This is a genomic window from Nocardiopsis sp. iso_40, from assembly GCF_056173285.1.
The window spans coordinates 3,246,498-3,261,887 of the sequence record NZ_CM149666.1 but is presented as its reverse complement, the minus strand read 5'-3'; the positions used below and the strand labels follow the sequence as shown (position 1 = coordinate 3,261,887).

Sequence of the window (15,390 nt, the reverse complement as noted above, 5' to 3'; positions counted from 1 at the left end):
GTCCCCGGCGGGCGCGGGTTGTCCGCCCGCGCCCGCCGAGGACCCGGTCCGCGAGCTACTCGCCGGCGAGGGCGGCCACCACCGGGCACGGCTCGGCCGGATCCACACACGGCGCCTCCAGGACCCCGAGTAGCGCCGCGCGCATCCGGCGTAGGTCCTCGATCCGCCCGTCGATCTCGGCCACCTTGGCCCGACCGCGCTCCCTGACCCGCCCGGGCAGGACCGTCCCGTCACGGGAGCGGTCCGAGAGCACCACGAACTCGGCGAGCTCGGCCAGGGTGAACCCCAACTCCTGCCCCCGGCGCAGGAACCGCACCCGGCGCACGTCCTGCGCGTCATAGGACCGGTAGCCGTTGGGCGAGCGCACCGGCACTGGCAGCAGCCCGCGGCGTTCGTAGAACCGCACCGTGGACACCTTGGCGCCCGAGCGGCGCGCGAGCTCAGCGATCCTCATGCCGCGATCCTAGGACGCCCGCCACGGCCCCGTCCCCGGCCCCGGACCGCAGCGCCGAGAACACCACGGCGCCCTGCACCACCCCCCAGGCGACCTCGGCCGCCAGGAGCCCCGCCAAAACCGTGGAGCCCCCGGAGACCAGGGCAGCACCCATACCCAACGAGAACAGGAACCGGGCGCAGGTGTCGGCCACCCCCAGCGCCAGGCTCGGACGCAGCAGCCGGACCACGGACCAGACCACGACCACGCTGCCCATGAGGTTGGCGAACAGGGCCGTGAACACCGTGTCGGTCGAGGGCAGTGCACCGGACAGCCCCAGGGCCCCGTGGGCCCACCCCACCGTCTGGAAGGCGAGACCGACGGTCCAGGGCAACGCGAAGGCACCGGTGACCACCAGGTCGTACACCGCGGAGAAACGGATCACACGCAAAGCTGTCGCAAGGTTCATGTCCGCCATGGTCGACCCCGCACCACGGTGCGGGGTCAAGCCCGCCACCCACCGCACCCGCATCCTCCGTCAGGCGCCCGACAACTCCAGGCGCAGTACCAGCGACACCAGCTCCACCACGACCTCCTTGACCGACTCACGCTCACGCGCGTCGCACAACAGCACCGGCACCCCCTCGGCCACGTCCAACGCCACCCGCACGTCCTCCGCCCGGTGCGTGCGCTGACCGTCGAAACAGTTCACCGCCACCACGAACGGCACCCCGCGCGTCTCGAAGAAGTCGATCACGTCGAAGGAGTCCGCCAACCGGCGCGTGTCGGCCAACACCACCGCACCCAGCGCCCCCTGCGCCAACTCCTCCCACATGAACGCGAACCGCCGCTGCCCCGGCGTCCCGAACAGGTACACCACCGTGGAGGCGTCCAACGTCACCCGGCCGAAGTCCAACGCCACCGTCGTCGTGGACTTGCCCTCCACCCCGCCCAGGTCGTCCACCCCCACACTCTCGGAGGTCATCACCTCCTCGGTGTGCAACGACTCCACCTCGCTCAACGCCGAGACCAGCGTCGTCTTGCCCGCACCGAAACCACCAGCGACCACGATCTTCAACGTGTCCGGAACCGGGCCCTGCCCGGCCGGGTCCACCGACCCTCCCAACACCGCCACCTCACAACTCCCGAATGCGTTCCAGGACCATCCGCAACGTCTGCGCGTCCGGACGCTGCCGCTCCCAACCCGAGGTGTGCACCATCACCTGCCCACGGTCCAACAGGTCAGACAGCAGAACCCGTAACACCCCCAACGGAAAACCCGACCGCGAGGCCAGCTCCGCCACCGACACCGGACGCGCACACACCGACAGGATCAGCTCCAGCTCCGGGTCCACCTCCTGCGCGTCCATCGACGGAGCCGCCACCACCTGCGAGGTCATCGAGAAGTCCGACCGCGAGGGCCGCGTGCGGCCTCCCGTCAACGAGTACGGGCGGATCAGGCTCGACTCCGCCGACCACCCCTCTTCCTCCGAGAACCCCACGCTCACCCCACACCTCCCCTCCCGCGCGGTAGCGCCGACAGGTACGGCCCCACCTGCCGCACCAACCGGTGCACCTCGAACGCCGCCTGCCCCATGTCACAGGAAGCATCAGCCACCAGTGCCAACTGTGCACCCTGCCCCGCGGGCAGGACGAAGAAGAACACACTGTCCATCTCCACCACGCTCTGGCGCACCTCACCGGCCCCCAGCTGCGCACGCGCACCCCGGGCCAGGCTCGCCACCCCCGAAGCGACCGCCGCCAGCCGCTCACCCTCCTCCCGCTCCAAACCGGGAGAGGCCGAGAGCAGCAACCCGTCCGCCGACAGCAGCAGCGCGCTGCGCGCCCCCGCCACCCGCTCCACCAGATCACCCATCAACCAGTCCAGCCGCTGTCCCGCAGACGGATCCTCCGCGCCGTTCCCGACGACCCGGCCGCCCGTGGTGGCACCAGACGACATCGACATCACCCTTCCCAACTCTCGTCACGGGGCGCCTCCTGTCCGAAGACGCCCTCCTCGTCCTCCCTCTCGGCCGGTTCCGCGCGTCCGCGCTCCGTGCCGGCCTGGAAGGCGCTCATCATCGACCGGATCTGCGACAGCGGCCGCTGCCCTCCGGCGCTCTCGGTACCGGGGCCCTCGTGCGCACCCCGGGGGCGGGCCGCCCCGGGAGCCGCGGGGTCCGTCCTACGGTGCCGACGCCGGGGCAGCCCCTTGTAGGTCCGGCCCGACACGCCGGGGGAGGGGGCGGGACCGTCCGGACCCCGCCCGGGCGGGGCCGCGCCGACCGGTGCAGACGCGCGGACCGCCTCCTCGCGGGAGGGCTCCGATCCGAGGGGGCGCACCGGTCCGGTGCCGGGGGAGTGCTCGGCCACCGCCGACGCCGGGATCCGCACCTGTGCCCGGGTGCCCTGGTAGGGCAGGGCCCGCAGCTCCACCTCGAACCCGTGCCGGGCGGCGACCGTGGCGACCACGAACAACCCCAGCTGGGAGTCCTCGCGGATTCGGGCCAGATCGAACCGGGGCGGGTGGGCCAGCAGCGCGTTGGCTGACTCCAGCCGGTCCGCGGTCATACCCAGCCCCCGGTCCTCGACCTCCACCAGGTGATCGCCTCCCTCCAGGGGCCGCCCGCCCACCGTCACCTCGGTCCCCGGGGGCGAGAAGGACGCGGCGTTCTCCAACAGTTCGGCGATCAGCCGCACCAGGTCGGCCCCCGCCTGCCCGGACAATCTCACCCGGGGCAGGGCCAGCACCCGCACCCTGGCGTAGTCCTCGATCTCGCTGGCTGCTGCCCGCACCGCCTCGTGCAGCCCGACCGGGGCCGCCCCGCTGCTGGTGGGCCGGTCACCGCTGAGCAGCATCAGGTTCTCGGCGTTGCGACGCATCTGGGTGCTGAAGTGGTCGATGCGAAACAGCGACTCCAGCACCCCGGGGTCGGCCTCGGAGCGCTCCAACCGGTCCAGCAGCGCCAACTGGCGGTGCACCAGTGACTGGGTGCGCCGGGCGATGTTGCGGAACATGTTGCGCACCCCCGCACGCACCTGGGCCTCCTCCACCGCGGCCACCACCGCGGCCCGCTGGGCGTCGTTGAACGCCTCGGCCACCTGGCCGAGTTCGTCGCCTCGGACCACCGGGAGCCGCGGGGCCTCGGCGTTCACGTCGACGCTGTCCCCGGCGCGCAGCCGCGCGGTGACCTGCGGGAGACGGAACCGGGCGTGGTGCAGGCTGTCGGTGCGCAACTGCTGGAGCCGCCGGCCCAGGCGCTGGGACCCGGCCACCGCCACCAGAGTCGAGGCCAGGGCCACCACCAGCGCGGGGACGCTCACGAGCAGTACACCGCCGAGCAGATCGCGGGCCTGGCCGTGGCCCAGGTCGACCACGCGTTCGCGCCGCCCCTGTTCGACTTCGAGCATCCGTGCGTCCAGGGCCTCGGCGGCCCCCCGCCAACTCGTGGCGTTGATCGGGACCCGGGCGGCGGGGCCGTGCACGGGGCTGCCGATGACACCGTCCTGGAGCAGCTGGACGGTCTCCATCTGGGAGGAGCCCTCCAGCGCCCGGTAGTCGTCGCCGCGGTCCTCGCCGAGTTCGGCGTCCACCCGTGACCAGGTGTGCTGTTGGGCGCCTACTGCGGCCGCGAACTGTGCGTGCGCCTGGGGGGTGAAGCTGTCGGTGGCCACCGCGTGCGCCAGGATCGTGTCCTGCTGGTTGAGGAGTTCGCGTGCGCGCATCAGGGAGGTCAGGGAGCGCAGGTGGGGGGTGACGGCGGGGTCGGCACGCTCGATCTGGGCGTCCCACACGCGCAGCCCGGCCTCGATCATGTGCGAGTAGGGGGCGGCCACTGACTGGAGGTGGCTGGTGTCGGCTGGCGGGTCGGCGGCCGTGGCGCGGTGGTGGTCGAGCCGCTCCAGGGCGGTTCGGAAGTCCAGGACCTGGGTGGGCAGGTCGTGGTGGTCGAGGCTGTCCACGGCGCGGTTCAGGGCGGTCACGGCCTGGTCGGTCTCCTCCCGGGCCCGGGGGAGGGGTGTGCCGCTGGTGGTGGATCCGGGGGCGGCGATGGTGGCGCGCCGTTCGCGTTGGAGGTGGCTGATGACGTCGACGACGGGTGCGCCGATCTCCTCGGTGAGGGTGGCCGTGGCTCGCAGGTCACGGATGTCGGTGGCCAGGACGGTGGTCAGGACCGCCCACAGGGCCAGCAGGGCGGTGCTGGGGATGAGGGCCAGGGTGATCATGCGGGCGCGAAGCGAGGAACGCTTGTCGTGGGGCATGGGTTCGCTTGGGGGAGTGGCGGGGAGGTGGGTGAGGGCCGCCGGTGGGGGACAGGGGGTGGAGTTCCACAGAGCTAATCGCCCTACGGGGGGATTTGCAAGGCTTTGCGGGTGGCCGGATCCGGTTGGGGGCGGGGGTTGCGCTGGTGACCGTGGGATGCGTGGAGATATAAATCTACGTCGTAAAGGTGGCCTGTCTTCTAGCCAAAAACACAAAACCATAAGGAGCGGCTCACGCAGCACCGACTACACAGGGCTTTGTCCGTATGGGGTGTCTCTGGTGGTTTCGTCGCTCCACAGACGCCTGTTCGGAGTACCCGACCGCAGAGTGGAACCGGCCAATCACGGATTGGCACCGAAACCGGCACCGTCGGGGGAGAGGTACTGGTCCGGGACCTGTCCGGTTCGCGTCATACCTCTGGGGCGTTTCCGGAGCGCGCGATGTCCTCACCCTCCCCGTGCCGACTTCTGCGAACGCGAGGGTGCAACCGAAAAGGTGGAGTTGGTCGCGGCAACCTCCGGAGGCGGTGCTCCGAAGGTGAGCGGGACGGCCACCTTAGCCCTCGGCGAAGTCGACGCACCCGGCACCGATCCGGTGGTGATCGAACTGGGCCGATGCCCCCGTACGCCGGGGTCGTTTCACGGCGACGGGGGAGTGGCCTCTCCTCGTGTCGCTCACGGCACACCTGTTGTCGTGGGGGTGTGAACGGGTAGGTACCGGCCCAGCACTGATCCCGGTACCGACAGAAGGGGGAGACGATGGGTCAGCTCAGCGAGGAGCAGGTCCTGGAGGGGCTGGAGCGGTTGACCGACTGGGAGTGGGACGCCGATGAGGTGCTCATCCACCGGACGGTGCGGTTGCCCGGGTTCCTGGCCGCGGTGGCGCTGGTGAACGAGGTCGCCCAGGCGGCCGAGCAGGCCGGCCACCACCCGGACATCGACATCCGGTACGACACGGTCCGGTTGGCCCTGAGCACCCATTCGGAGGGCGCGGTCACCGACCGGGACATGGCACTGGCGGCCCGGATCGACGAACTGGTCGCCGCGACGGCTCAGACCTCACCCTGACGTGTGCTCGGCCCGAGCAGGCGGATGCCGGGGGGATGTGGGGCAACCCCGTCCCGTGGGTGTCTTCTTCAGCGGGGCGGGGATCACGGCGAGGAGGCGGGGAGCTGTCCTACGGGCGGTGTGGGCGACCTCGCGGGGCGCGGGGCCGTCCAGGCGGTGAAGTGGGGGCCAGGAGCGTGTCGGTGGTTCGCCGGGCCGTGGGAGGGGTGTCGGCGGACTCCAGGTACCACTGCAGCAGGGTTGCGGCGTACTCGTACCAGTCGTCCTGGGCGTCGATCCGGTCCACTGCGGTGTCGACCATCCGGTGTACGGCCTGTTCCGTGGTTCGTAGTCGGACGGGGCGGTCGGCGTCGGGTGGTGGTGTGAGTTCGGTGAACAGGTCGGCGAGGTGTTCGAACCAGGTGCGGGCGTTCAGGACGCCGTCGGCGATGTGTTCGGCGGCCTGGTGGGGGTTTCGTCCAGGGGGAGGCGGCCGGGGCGGTGTCCGGGCCAGTGCCGGGTCCAGGGGCCGATGCGGGCGTGCGGGATGTGGGTGGCCTGGCGTTCGAAGTCGCGCCAGAGGTGGCGGGGCTGGTTCGGGGCCGGGGTCATGGGCGTGAGGAAGCTGAGCAGGGTGTCGCGCCGGGGCGGCGGGGGCGGTGTGCGGGGTTGACGGTGTACCAGGTCACCGCAGGCGGGCTCTGCGCATCTTGCCGGAGGCGGTGCGGGGGAGTTCCTCGACGAAGTCGACGGTGTGGGGTGCGGCGTGGGGGGCGAAGCGGGTGCTGACCCAGTCGCGGAGTTCCTCGGCGAGTTCGGGGGTGCCGGTCTGGTCGTCGGCCAGGACGATGCGGGCGCCGACGAGGTGTCCGGCGATGTCGTCGGGGATGGCGTAGACGCCGCATTCTTCGACGGCGGGGTGGGTGTTGAGGACGGCTTCGACCTCGGTGGGGCCGATGCGGTAGCTGCGGGTGATGATGGCGCCGTCGTCGCGGGTGGAGAAGTGCAGGTTTCCTTGGCGGTCCATGATGCCGGTGTCGCCGGTGAGGTGGTAGGTGCGTTCGGGGGTGAAGCGGATGTCGATGGTGTTTTCGTAGCCGTGGTAGCCGTCGAACCAGTCCAGGGGGCTGTGGGCGCGGTCGATGGCGATGCGGCCGTAGGCGCCTCGGGGTGCGGGTTCGTCGGTGATGGCTTCGAGGACCTGGATGTTCCAGCCGGGTAGGGCGGGGCCGATGGCGGCGGGGGGTAGGGGGGTGTCGTGTTCGGGGAGGTCGGGGTTGTTGGGGATGCCGGCGCACCAGCCGAGTTCGGTTTGGCCGTAGTGGTCGCGGATGGGGACGCCGAAGAGGTCGGTGGCCCAGTCGATGACGTCGGGTGCGAGGGGTTCGCCGGCGCTGGCCAGGCGTTGGACGATGATTTCGGGGGGCAGGGTCTTGGTGGCTGCGCGCAGGGTGCGGTAGGTGGTGGGGTCGGAGGCGAAGTTGGTGACCTGGTAGAGGCCCAGGACGTCGAGGGTGAGTTCGGGGTCGAAGAATCCGGCGCGTAGGGCGAGGGAGTTGTGTCCGGCCAGGAGTGGGGAGATGAGGCCGTGGTAGAGGCCGTAGGCGGAGCCGGGGTCGGCGGTGTTCCAGTAGACGTCGTCGTCTTGGACGCCGAGGCCGAGGTGGTGGTAGGCGTGCATGGCGGTGAGGGCGCGGGCGGGGACGCGGACGCCGCGGGGTGGGCCGATGAGGTTGGAGACGTAGACGGTGGCGATGTCGCCGTTGCCGGTGGTGGTGTGGTTGGTGGTGTGTGGGGGGTGTTGGCTGAGGGTGTGGAGGGTGTGGTCGCCTTCGCGGAGGGGGCGGGTGCCGGTGGTGGCGATTTGCCAGGTGGGGTGGGTGGGCAGGTGGGGGCTGGGGTCGAGTTTGGTGCGGTGTTCGTCGGCGCAGATGACGATGCGGGCGCCGGAGTCGGTGAGGCGTTCGGCGATGGCGGAGGGGGCGAAGGAGGACAGGAGGGGGACGAGGACGGCTCCCAGGCGCCAGGTGGCCAGGGCGGTGATGGTGAGGTCGATGCCCTTGGGGATGAGGGTGGCGATGCGGTCGCCGGGGGTGATGCCTTGGGCGGCGAGTCCTGCGGCGAGGGTTTGGGAGCGTTCGCGGAGTTCGCCGAAGGTGAGGGTGGTGGGTTCGAGGGTGGGGCCGATTTCGGTGGTGGCGACGGTGTGGGGGTCGTGGCGGTCGCAGAGGAGGTGGGCGACGGTGGTGGTGGGGGTGTCGTAGGTGGCGATCCAGTCGCGCAGGAGGGGCGCCGGGTCGGACATCGGTGGTGTTCCTCGTTTTCGGTGGGTGTGGTGTCTGTTGGTGGGTTACCACAACACTATGCCCACCTGTGGGGCTGGTCTCACTGGTGGGCGGGGCGGGGTGGATGGTGTGTGGGGGGTGTCTTCCCTCGGGGGTGGTGTGGGGGCCAGGATGTGCGCATGGACAGTGCGCGTGTGGTGGAGCGGTTCGGGTTGGACGAGGGTGTGCGGGAGTGGTTGGAGGCCTGTGCGGCGTTGCCCGAGCCCGAAGTGGGGTTGGAGGTGCCGGTCGGGGCGGCTGCGGGCGAGGTGTTGGACGTGTTCGCCCTGGCCGATGATGACCGTGCGGAGGTGGAGGCGTTGTGGCCGGGGTCGGGGCGTCCTGAGGGGGAGTGGCCTCGGGAGTTGTGGCATCTGGTGGGGTGCATGTACCGGCGGTTGTGGGCTGATGCCGACCTGCCCGTGGGGGTGTGGCGGTACTGGCCGACGTTGGTTGGGGCGGAGGACGCGCGGGTGCGGGCGGCTTCGTTGTGGGCGTTCGCGGCGATGGTGCCCGAGCACTTGGCGAGGCAGGCGCGGCGGGGGATTGATCGTGCGGTGACGGTGGCGACGTTGGCTGATGTGGGTGTGCAGGTGGCGCGGTCGCGGTGGTTGTTCGGTCGTTTGAGTGTGGAGACGGCGTCGTGGGTGGCGGCGCAGTTTCGGGGGCGGTTGTTCTGGGTTGGGGGTTTGCAGTTGGAGCCTGCGGTGTTGGGGGATCAGGGTCCGGTGGGGTGGTACGGGGCCGAGGAGGCTGCGGCGTTGGGCCCGGGGTTCGGTGTGGGTGATCCGGTGTTGAGGTTGCACATCCCTTCGGGTGGGTTGGCTCCGGATTCGGTGCAGGACGCGTTGGAGCGTGCGCGGCCTTTTGCCCGGGAGCAGTTGGGTGTGGATCCGGTGGTGGCCACGTGTACGTCGTGGTTGTTGGATCCGTGGTGGGAGCGGGCGTTGGGGGAGGGCTCCAATATCGTGCGGTTCCAGCGCAGGTTCACGTTGGTGGGGGATGGTGTGCCGGGTGAGGGGGACGTGTTTCGGTTCGTGTTCGGGATGCCGGTGGTGGATGCGGAGCGGGCGCCGCGGCGGACGCGGTTGGAGCGTGCCGCGTTGGAGCGGTTGGAGTCGGGTCGGGGGCTGCGGGTGTGTACGGGGTGGTTGAGGTTGCCCTGAGGTGGGGTGTGTGGGGGTCCGGGGCCGGGCTCCCTTTTTTGTGGGTTTGTTTGGTTTGGGTCAGATGGTCGGTGTGGGTGCTGTCGTGGGTTCGTTCGGTGTGTGGGCAGGTGTGCGAACTCGGGGCCGGTGCGGGGCAGTCGGGAGTTGTCGGAGCGGCTGGCGGCGGTGGACTATCCGGTCGCGGTTTTGGAGGTCGGTTCCCGTTCCGGAGTGCTGGTCACCTACTCGCCCCTGGATCAGCAGTTGAAGGGGGAGGGGTTCACGCTGAAACTGCGCACCGAGCCGGTGGACCCCGAGGACGCTCGGTGGCGTCCCGGGTGGGAGAACTGTTCGGAGGATGGCGGTTCGCTGCCGTGCGAGGGGCATGGTGCGGTGGTGTTGGTCGACCAGACCGGGAGGTACACGCCCTACATGAATGCACGGGTGGAGCTGGTGGGGGGTGTGGTCGCGTCTTTGTGGACCGATGTGCCCGGTGACTTCGAGGGAAGGCCGTTGATGGGGATGCCTGATGTGGACATGGTGGAGTTGGCTGAGCAGATCAGTCCGTTGGAGGGGGTAGAGGTTCAGCGGATGGTCGAGGAGCTTCGGTGACCACTGGGGTTTGGTGATCCTGGTGTGGGGTGTGTTGGTGGTTGCGGGGAGGCTCCACAACACTCAACTTGACATAATTTGCATTATCGGCTTTGTGTGAGGACCTGTGGGGAAGGGGTTCTCGGGTTCGGGTGGGTTCTGTGCGGTGCTGTGCGCGCTCGTGAGTGTGTCGGGTGGTCGGCGTCGGTGGGCTCCCTGGGCGTGAGCTGCTGGGTGCCCGGTGTCCCTGCGTGTGGAGCTTCGGTGTTCAACTGGCGCGGTGGGCGGGTCCGGCGCCGAGGCGTCTGTGTGTGCGGCGTCGGGGTTGTCGTCCTGGGTGGATTCTGTCCTGCGGGCCTTGGGCGGGACAAGTCCCTGGCTGGGAGCCTGTGGATAACCCCTGGGTGTCCCTGCTCGGGTGTGTGCCCTCGGGCTGGTGTGTCGTTCCCTGGGGTGTTGTGCGTGTCCGGGGCGGGTGCGCGGCGTGGGTGGCTGTGGGGTGTGTGCGGGTCAGGGGTGTTTCCTGGGCGTGGCCTCTGGGGCGGGCCCCTTCTGGGTGGCGATCTCTCCATGTTTCATGCATAAACGGTGTTATGCATCCTTTTGTGGTTGTTTGACGACACATGACTGTTTTTCCCAGCGGCCTCCGTCCGGGGCGGCCCGGCGGCTCCAGGTGCTGGCGTGCTTGCTGTTGCCGGGGGTGTGCTCCCTCCGGTGCGCCCGTATCGAACACGTGTTCGTTTTCCTGTGGTCGCAGATGCTTTTCGAATCTCTGTGCGAGGGCTTGCCTGTGGCGCCCACTCCCCTGCCCGCACTCCATTGCCCGCCCCACACATCCCCATGGTCACCCTCAGTGATCATCTGGTGTGTTCGCGTCGGGGGTGTGGCCCGCCACTCCCCTGCCCCCAGAAAACCTCCGGCCAGGTGCCCGGTCGCGGACAGAATCTGTCCGCCAGTGATGCCAGGGTGGGGCCGATGGCGGTCCGCGTCATCTGGCACAGGAACGGAGCACCACGATGATTCGTCAGATCCAGATCACCTTCGACGCCCGCGATCCCAGGGCGTTGTCGTTGTTCTGGCGTGAGGCGCTGGGTTATGTCATCCCCGGCCCGCCCGGTGCCGACCTGCCAGAGGGCGCCGACCCCCTGGCTGCCTGGGACGGCTTCCTGGAGCAGGTCGGGGTGCCCGAGTCGGAGCGCAACTCGCGTTCGGCACTGGAGGACCCGCAGGGCCGGGGGCCGCGGTTGTTCTTCCAGCAGGTACCGGAGGACAAGGTCGCCAAGAACCGTGTGCACCTGGACGTGCGGGCGGCCCCTGGGCTGCGGGGGCAGGAGCGGATGGGGGCTCTGGAGGCCGAATGCGAGCGGTTGGTGGCGTTGGGGGCCGCGCGGGTGCGTCGTCACGAGCCGGACCCGCCCGTGGAGGAGGGTTTCATCGTGATGACCGACCCCGAGGGCAACGAGTTCTGCCTGGACTGAGGTGGCGCAGCGGCGGCTGCTCCCCCGCCGGCGGATCCGGGGGCGGCCGGGGCCCGGAGGGGCCGCTCCCCCCGAGCCCCGGGCGTGCTATCTGCTGTTCTCCTCCAGGCGCAGGGCGATGCCCAGTGCGAAGAAGGTCGGTGCCCACTGGCCGACGAAGATCCCCCACCGGTCGGCCCGGTCGGTGCCCGCGTTCTCCTTCTTCTTGGACAGGGACCAGGCCAGCAAACTCAGGCCGATGCTCGTGGTGCCGGCGGCGTAGGCCATCTCCGAGGTGACGCCGAGTTCGGACAGTTTCGCGATCATGATGCCCCATGGTCTTGAGTCGGATGCGGTGTCAGGGCTCCTGCCCCGGGTGGAGCCGCTCTATGGGTAACGGGGAGCAAAACCGGGGTTGTGCGGGGGCGTTCTTCGGGGCGGGCGACACGTGGGCGTTGGGTGTGGTCTGTCTGCCGGGCGGCGGTTACGGTTGCTGCGAGCGGGCGTGGCCCCTCTCAGCTCGCTCATGTTGTTGGTGAGCGGTCACTCCCCTGCCGTGTCCGGGAACGTCTCTGGTCGAGGAGTGAGGGTTCATGGTTGTGGACCAGACGGAACTGCGGTTGTTGGACGCTTACTGGCGGGCGGCCAACTACCTCTCGGTCGGTCAGATCTACCTGTTGGACAATCCGCTGTTGCGTGAGCCGCTCAGGCCCGAGCACATCAAGCCCCGTCTGCTGGGGCACTGGGGTACGACCCCGGGGCTGAACTTCGTCTACGCGCACCTGAACCGGGTGATCCGGGCCCGGGACCTGGACATGATCTACGTGATGGGCCCCGGGCACGGTGGTCCGGCCGCGGTGGCCAACTCCTGGTTGGAGGGTAGTTACAGCGAGGTCTACCGGCACGTGTCCCGGGACGAGGAGGGGATGCGGCGGCTGTTTCGGCAGTTCTCCTTCCCCGGCGGGATCCCCAGCCATGTGGCGCCCGAGACGCCGGGGTCGATCCATGAGGGCGGTGAGCTGGGGTACGCGTTGGCGCACGCCTACGGTGCGGCCTTCGACAACCCCGATCTGGTGGTCAGCTGTGTGGTGGGCGACGGCGAGGCCGAGACGGGGCCGTTGGCGGGCAGTTGGCACTCCAACAAGTTCCTGGATCCGGTGCGTGATGGTGCGGTGCTGCCGATCCTGCACCTGAACGGGTACAAGATCGCCAATCCGACGGTGTTGGCGCGTATCCCCGAGGACGAGCTGGTCAAGCTGTTCGAGGGGATGGGGTACCGGCCGTTGTTCGTCAGCGGTGACGACCCCGAGTACATGCACCGGCGGATGGCGCAGGTGCTCGACGAGGCCCTGGGCGAGATCGCCGAGATCCAGCAGGTGGCGCGCACCAGCGGTCTTTCGCACCGCCCGGCGTGGCCGGTGGTGGTGTTGCGCTCCCCCAAGGGGTGGACCGGTCCGCGGGAGGTGGACGGGGTGCCGGTGGAGGGGACGTGGCGTTCGCACCAGGTGCCGTTGGCGCGGGTGCGGGAGGACCCCGGGCATCTGCGCCAGCTGGAGGAGTGGATGCGCTCCTACGGGCCTGAGCGGTTGTTCGACTCCTCGGGTGCGCCGGCGGACGAGTTGGTGGCGTTGGCGCCGCGGGGTGAGCGGCGGATGAGTGCGAACCCGCATGCCAACGGTGGTGCGTTGTTGCGTGATCTGGTGTTGCCTGATTTTCGTCGGTATGCGGTGGAGTTCACCGGGCACGGGACGTCCAGCAGCGGGGCCACCCAGGTGTTGGGGTGTTTCCTGCGGGATGTGGTGCGCGCCAATCCGGACAGCTTCCGGATCATGGGGCCCGACGAGACGGCCTCGAACCGGTTGTCGGCGGTCTACGAGGCCACGGGCAAGGTGTGGGAGGAGTCGGTGCTGGCCACCGACGAGGACCTGGCGCGGCACGGTCAGGTGATGGAGGTGCTCAGTGAGCACATGTGCCAGGGGTGGTTGGAGGGGTACCTGCTCACTGGGCGGCACGGGCTGTTCAACTGCTATGAGGCGTTCGTGCACATCGTGGACGCGATGTTCAACCAGCACGCCAAGTGGTTGAAGGTGACCCGGCACCTGGCGTGGCGTCGGCCGATCGCCTCGTTGAACTACCTGTTGTCCTCGCATGTGTGGCGTCAGGACCACAACGGGTTCACCCACCAGGATCCGGGGTTCCTGGACGTGGTGATGAACAAACCGGCGGAGTTGGTGCGGGTGTATCTGCCGCCGGACGCGAACACGTTGCTGTCGGTGAGCGATCACTGCCTGCGTTCGCGTGATTATGTGAACGTGGTGGTGGCCGGTAAGCAGCCCGGGTTGGACTACCTGCCGATGCGGGAGGCGGTGGCGCACTGTACCCGCGGGATCGGGGTGTGGGAGTGGGCCAGTACCGGGGGCGGGGCGGATCCGGACGTGGTGTTGGGGTGCGCGGGTGATGTGCCCACGTTGGAGACCCTGGCTGCGGCGGACCTGTTGCGTCAGTACTTTCCCGAGCTGGGTGTGCGGGTGGTGAACGTGGTGGATCTGATGCGGTTGCAGCCCGCCAGTGAGCATCCGCACGGGTTGTCCGATGCCGAGTACGAGGCCCTGTTCACCACGGACCGCCCAGTGGTCTTCGCCTTCCACGGGTATCCGTGGTTGGTGCACCGGTTGACGTACCGGCGCCGGGGCCACGAGAACCTGCACGTGCGGGGGTTCAAGGAGGAGGGGACCACGACCACGCCGTTCGACATGGTGATGTTGAACGATCTGGACCGGTTCCATCTGGTGATCGACGTGATCGACCGGGTGCCGGGGTTGGCGCAGAACGCGGCCCACGTGCGCCAGCGGATGGTGGATGAGCGGTTGCGGCACCGGGAGTACACGCGTGAGTTCGGGCAGGATCCGGCGTCGGTGCGTGATTGGGTGTGGCCGTACTGATGCGGGTGCTGGTGGTGAACGCGGGGTCGAGCAGTCTGAAGCTGAGTGTGCTCGGGCCGCGGGACGAGGTGGTGGACGAGGTGGTGGACCAGGAGCAGATCCCGGTGGAGCGGGGTGAGTGGGACCGGTCCGTGCTGGAGCGGGCGCTGGGTCGTTTCCTTGGGGTGGAGGCGGTGGGGCACCGGGTCGTGCACGGGGGGCGGGAGTTCCTGGAGCCGGTGCGGTTGGACGCCTCGGTGGTGGGGCGGTTGCGGGAGTTGGGTTCGTTGGCGCCGCTGCACCAGCCCAAGTCGTTGGCGGGGATCGAGGCGGTGGGCCGGGTGTGGCCGCGGGTGCCGGCGGTGGCGTGTTTCGACACGGCTTTCCACGCCCGGCTTCCGGCGGAGGCGTACACCTATGCGGTGCCCGAGCGCTGGCGTGCGGAGTTCGGGGTGCGCCGGTACGGGTTCCACGGGCTCTCGCACGCCTATGCGTCGCGGCGGGCGCGGGAGTGGACGGGTGCGGAGCGGGTGGTGGTGGCGCATCTGGGTGCGGGGGCGTCGTTGTCCGCGGTCCTGGGCGGGCGGTCGGTGGACACCACGATGGGGTTCACGCCGTTGGAGGGGTTGGTGATGGCGACCCGTTCGGGGAGTGTGGATCCGGGGTTGGTGTTGTGGTTGAACGAGCATGCCGGTGTTCCGTTGGAGGAGATCGGGTGGGCGTTGGAGCACGAGTCCGGGTTGGTGGCGCTGGCGGGTTCGGCGGACATGCGCACGGTGTTGGAGCGTGAGGCCGCCGGGGACGAGCGGGCGTCGGTGGCGGTGGGGGTGTACGTGCACCGGTTGCGGGCGTCGGTGGCGTCGATGGCGGCGGCGTTGGGCGGGGTGGAGGTGTTGGTGTTCACCGGTGGTGTGGGTGAGCACTCGGCGCCGGTGCGGGCGCGGGCGGCTGCGGGTTTGGGGTTTTTGGGGGTGGGTGTGGATGAGGGGTTGAACGGGTCCTTGGCGGGTGAGGGTGAGGTCACCGCGTCCGGGGCGCGGGTGCGCACCTTGGTGGTGGCGGCTCGGGAGGATGTGGAGGTCGCGCGGGGGGTGCGGTCGGTGTTGGGGTGAGGTTGCGGTGTGGGGGTGTCGTCCGAGGGGGTGGCGCCCCCTTTTTTTGTGGGGTGGTTTCCGGGGGCCTGTCCCCCGGTGTTCGGGTGTCTTC

The 15,390-nt window shown here is 69.6% G+C and carries 16 protein-coding genes; 6 read left to right on the top strand and 10 right to left on the bottom strand.

The features are described from left to right. Positions 1–55: 55 nt before the first annotated feature. Genes AC0VYD_RS14335 through AC0VYD_RS14310 form a run of 6 tightly spaced genes read right to left on the bottom strand, consistent with a single transcriptional unit; the run spans position 56 to position 4,696 of the window. On the bottom strand, positions 56–454 hold the full coding sequence (locus AC0VYD_RS14335) for a heavy metal-responsive transcriptional regulator (RefSeq protein WP_475476033.1): 399 nt from the start codon (positions 452–454) through the stop codon (positions 56–58). Next, positions 441–941, bottom strand: coding sequence for a hypothetical protein (locus AC0VYD_RS14330; protein WP_475476032.1), 501 nt, complete (start codon positions 939–941; stop codon positions 441–443). The genes AC0VYD_RS14335 and AC0VYD_RS14330 overlap by 14 nt, the downstream gene beginning before the upstream one ends. Before the next feature lie 30 nt (positions 942–971). Further along, on the bottom strand, positions 972–1,568 hold the full coding sequence (locus tag AC0VYD_RS14325) for a GTP-binding protein (protein ID WP_475476031.1): 597 nt from the start codon (positions 1,566–1,568) through the stop codon (positions 972–974). Between the two features lies 1 nt (position 1,569). Further along, a complete protein-coding gene (locus AC0VYD_RS14320; RefSeq protein WP_475476030.1) occupies positions 1,570–1,941 on the bottom strand; it encodes a DUF742 domain-containing protein in 372 nt (123 codons plus the stop codon). Continuing rightward, positions 1,938–2,399 carry a roadblock/LC7 domain-containing protein gene (locus tag AC0VYD_RS14315; RefSeq protein WP_475476029.1) on the bottom strand — a complete coding sequence of 154 codons (462 nt, stop codon included), beginning with the start codon at positions 2,397–2,399 and terminating at the stop codon, positions 1,938–1,940. The genes AC0VYD_RS14320 and AC0VYD_RS14315 overlap by 4 nt, the downstream gene beginning before the upstream one ends. Then, positions 2,399–4,696 carry a sensor histidine kinase gene (locus tag AC0VYD_RS14310; RefSeq protein WP_475476028.1) on the bottom strand — a complete coding sequence of 766 codons (2,298 nt, stop codon included), beginning with the start codon at positions 4,694–4,696 and terminating at the stop codon, positions 2,399–2,401. Before AC0VYD_RS14310 ends, AC0VYD_RS14315 begins: the two co-directional genes overlap by 1 nt. 759 nt (positions 4,697–5,455) lie before the next feature. Between AC0VYD_RS14310 and AC0VYD_RS14305 the strand changes: the two genes are divergently transcribed. Then, positions 5,456–5,764: a 4a-hydroxytetrahydrobiopterin dehydratase gene (locus AC0VYD_RS14305; RefSeq protein ID WP_475476027.1), complete on the top strand. Its 309-nt coding sequence runs from the start codon at positions 5,456–5,458 to the stop codon at positions 5,762–5,764. 109 nt (positions 5,765–5,873) lie between these two features. Here AC0VYD_RS14305 and AC0VYD_RS14300 read toward each other — a convergent pair whose 3' ends face one another. From AC0VYD_RS14300 to AC0VYD_RS14290, 3 genes are all read right to left on the bottom strand, one after another. After that, positions 5,874–6,065, bottom strand: a complete 192-nt coding sequence (locus tag AC0VYD_RS14300) for a hypothetical protein (protein ID WP_475476026.1) — start codon at positions 6,063–6,065, stop codon at positions 5,874–5,876. A 110-nt stretch (positions 6,066–6,175) separates the two neighbouring features. Next, a complete protein-coding gene (locus AC0VYD_RS14295) occupies positions 6,176–6,355 on the bottom strand; it encodes a hypothetical protein (protein WP_475476025.1) in 180 nt (59 codons plus the stop codon). 73 nt (positions 6,356–6,428) lie between these two features. Beyond that, positions 6,429–8,048, bottom strand: a complete 1,620-nt coding sequence (locus AC0VYD_RS14290; protein WP_475476024.1) for an AMP-binding protein — start codon at positions 8,046–8,048, stop codon at positions 6,429–6,431. A 159-nt stretch (positions 8,049–8,207) separates the two neighbouring features. Here AC0VYD_RS14290 and AC0VYD_RS14285 point away from each other — a divergent pair, with 159 nt between their 5' ends. The 3 genes from AC0VYD_RS14285 (at position 8,208) to AC0VYD_RS14275 (ending at position 11,284) form a co-directional block, all read left to right on the top strand. Beyond that, a complete protein-coding gene (locus AC0VYD_RS14285; RefSeq protein WP_475476023.1) occupies positions 8,208–9,233 on the top strand; it encodes an acyltransferase domain-containing protein in 1,026 nt (341 codons plus the stop codon). A 147-nt stretch (positions 9,234–9,380) separates the two neighbouring features. Continuing rightward, complete coding sequence (locus AC0VYD_RS14280; RefSeq protein WP_475476022.1) at positions 9,381–9,827, top strand: hypothetical protein; 447 nt, start codon at positions 9,381–9,383, stop codon at positions 9,825–9,827. 995 nt (positions 9,828–10,822) lie between these two features. Continuing rightward, on the top strand, positions 10,823–11,284 hold the full coding sequence (locus tag AC0VYD_RS14275; protein WP_475476021.1) for a VOC family protein: 462 nt from the start codon (positions 10,823–10,825) through the stop codon (positions 11,282–11,284). Positions 11,285–11,371: 87 nt separating this feature from the next. Here AC0VYD_RS14275 and AC0VYD_RS14270 read toward each other — a convergent pair whose 3' ends face one another. Beyond that, positions 11,372–11,590: a hypothetical protein gene (locus AC0VYD_RS14270; RefSeq protein ID WP_475476020.1), complete on the bottom strand. Its 219-nt coding sequence runs from the start codon at positions 11,588–11,590 to the stop codon at positions 11,372–11,374. A gap of 266 nt (positions 11,591–11,856) precedes the next feature. Here AC0VYD_RS14270 and AC0VYD_RS14265 point away from each other — a divergent pair, with 266 nt between their 5' ends. Further along, positions 11,857–14,205 (top strand): phosphoketolase family protein, encoded by a 2,349-nt coding sequence (locus AC0VYD_RS14265; RefSeq protein WP_475476019.1) that lies wholly within the window; start codon positions 11,857–11,859, stop codon positions 14,203–14,205. Further along, positions 14,205–15,296 (top strand): acetate/propionate family kinase, encoded by a 1,092-nt coding sequence (locus tag AC0VYD_RS14260; RefSeq protein ID WP_475480266.1) that lies wholly within the window; start codon positions 14,205–14,207, stop codon positions 15,294–15,296. The genes AC0VYD_RS14265 and AC0VYD_RS14260 overlap by 1 nt, the downstream gene beginning before the upstream one ends. Positions 15,297–15,390 lie beyond the last annotated feature (94 nt).

Bases quoted from the DNA above. Each gene is read 5' to 3' on its own strand.
- AC0VYD_RS14300 (WP_475476026.1), bottom strand. From the start codon at position 6,065: ATGGTCGACACCGCAGTGGACCGGATCGACGCCCAGGACGACTGGTAC.
- AC0VYD_RS14335 (WP_475476033.1), bottom strand. From the start codon at position 454: ATGAGGATCGCTGAGCTCGCGCGCCGCTCGGGCGCCAAGGTGTCCACG.
- AC0VYD_RS14285 (WP_475476023.1), top strand. From the start codon at position 8,208: ATGGACAGTGCGCGTGTGGTGGAGCGGTTCGGGTTGGACGAGGGTGTG.
- AC0VYD_RS14265 (WP_475476019.1), top strand. From the start codon at position 11,857: ATGGTTGTGGACCAGACGGAACTGCGGTTGTTGGACGCTTACTGGCGG.
- AC0VYD_RS14275 (WP_475476021.1), top strand. From the start codon at position 10,823: ATGATTCGTCAGATCCAGATCACCTTCGACGCCCGCGATCCCAGGGCG.
- AC0VYD_RS14310 (WP_475476028.1), bottom strand. From the start codon at position 4,696: ATGCCCCACGACAAGCGTTCCTCGCTTCGCGCCCGCATGATCACCCTG.
- AC0VYD_RS14315 (WP_475476029.1), bottom strand. From the start codon at position 2,399: ATGTCGATGTCGTCTGGTGCCACCACGGGCGGCCGGGTCGTCGGGAAC.
- AC0VYD_RS14260 (WP_475480266.1), top strand. From the start codon at position 14,205: ATGCGGGTGCTGGTGGTGAACGCGGGGTCGAGCAGTCTGAAGCTGAGT.
- AC0VYD_RS14295 (WP_475476025.1), bottom strand. From the start codon at position 6,355: ATGACCCCGGCCCCGAACCAGCCCCGCCACCTCTGGCGCGACTTCGAA.
- AC0VYD_RS14305 (WP_475476027.1), top strand. From the start codon at position 5,456: ATGGGTCAGCTCAGCGAGGAGCAGGTCCTGGAGGGGCTGGAGCGGTTG.
- AC0VYD_RS14290 (WP_475476024.1), bottom strand. From the start codon at position 8,048: ATGTCCGACCCGGCGCCCCTCCTGCGCGACTGGATCGCCACCTACGAC.
- AC0VYD_RS14270 (WP_475476020.1), bottom strand. From the start codon at position 11,590: ATGATCGCGAAACTGTCCGAACTCGGCGTCACCTCGGAGATGGCCTAC.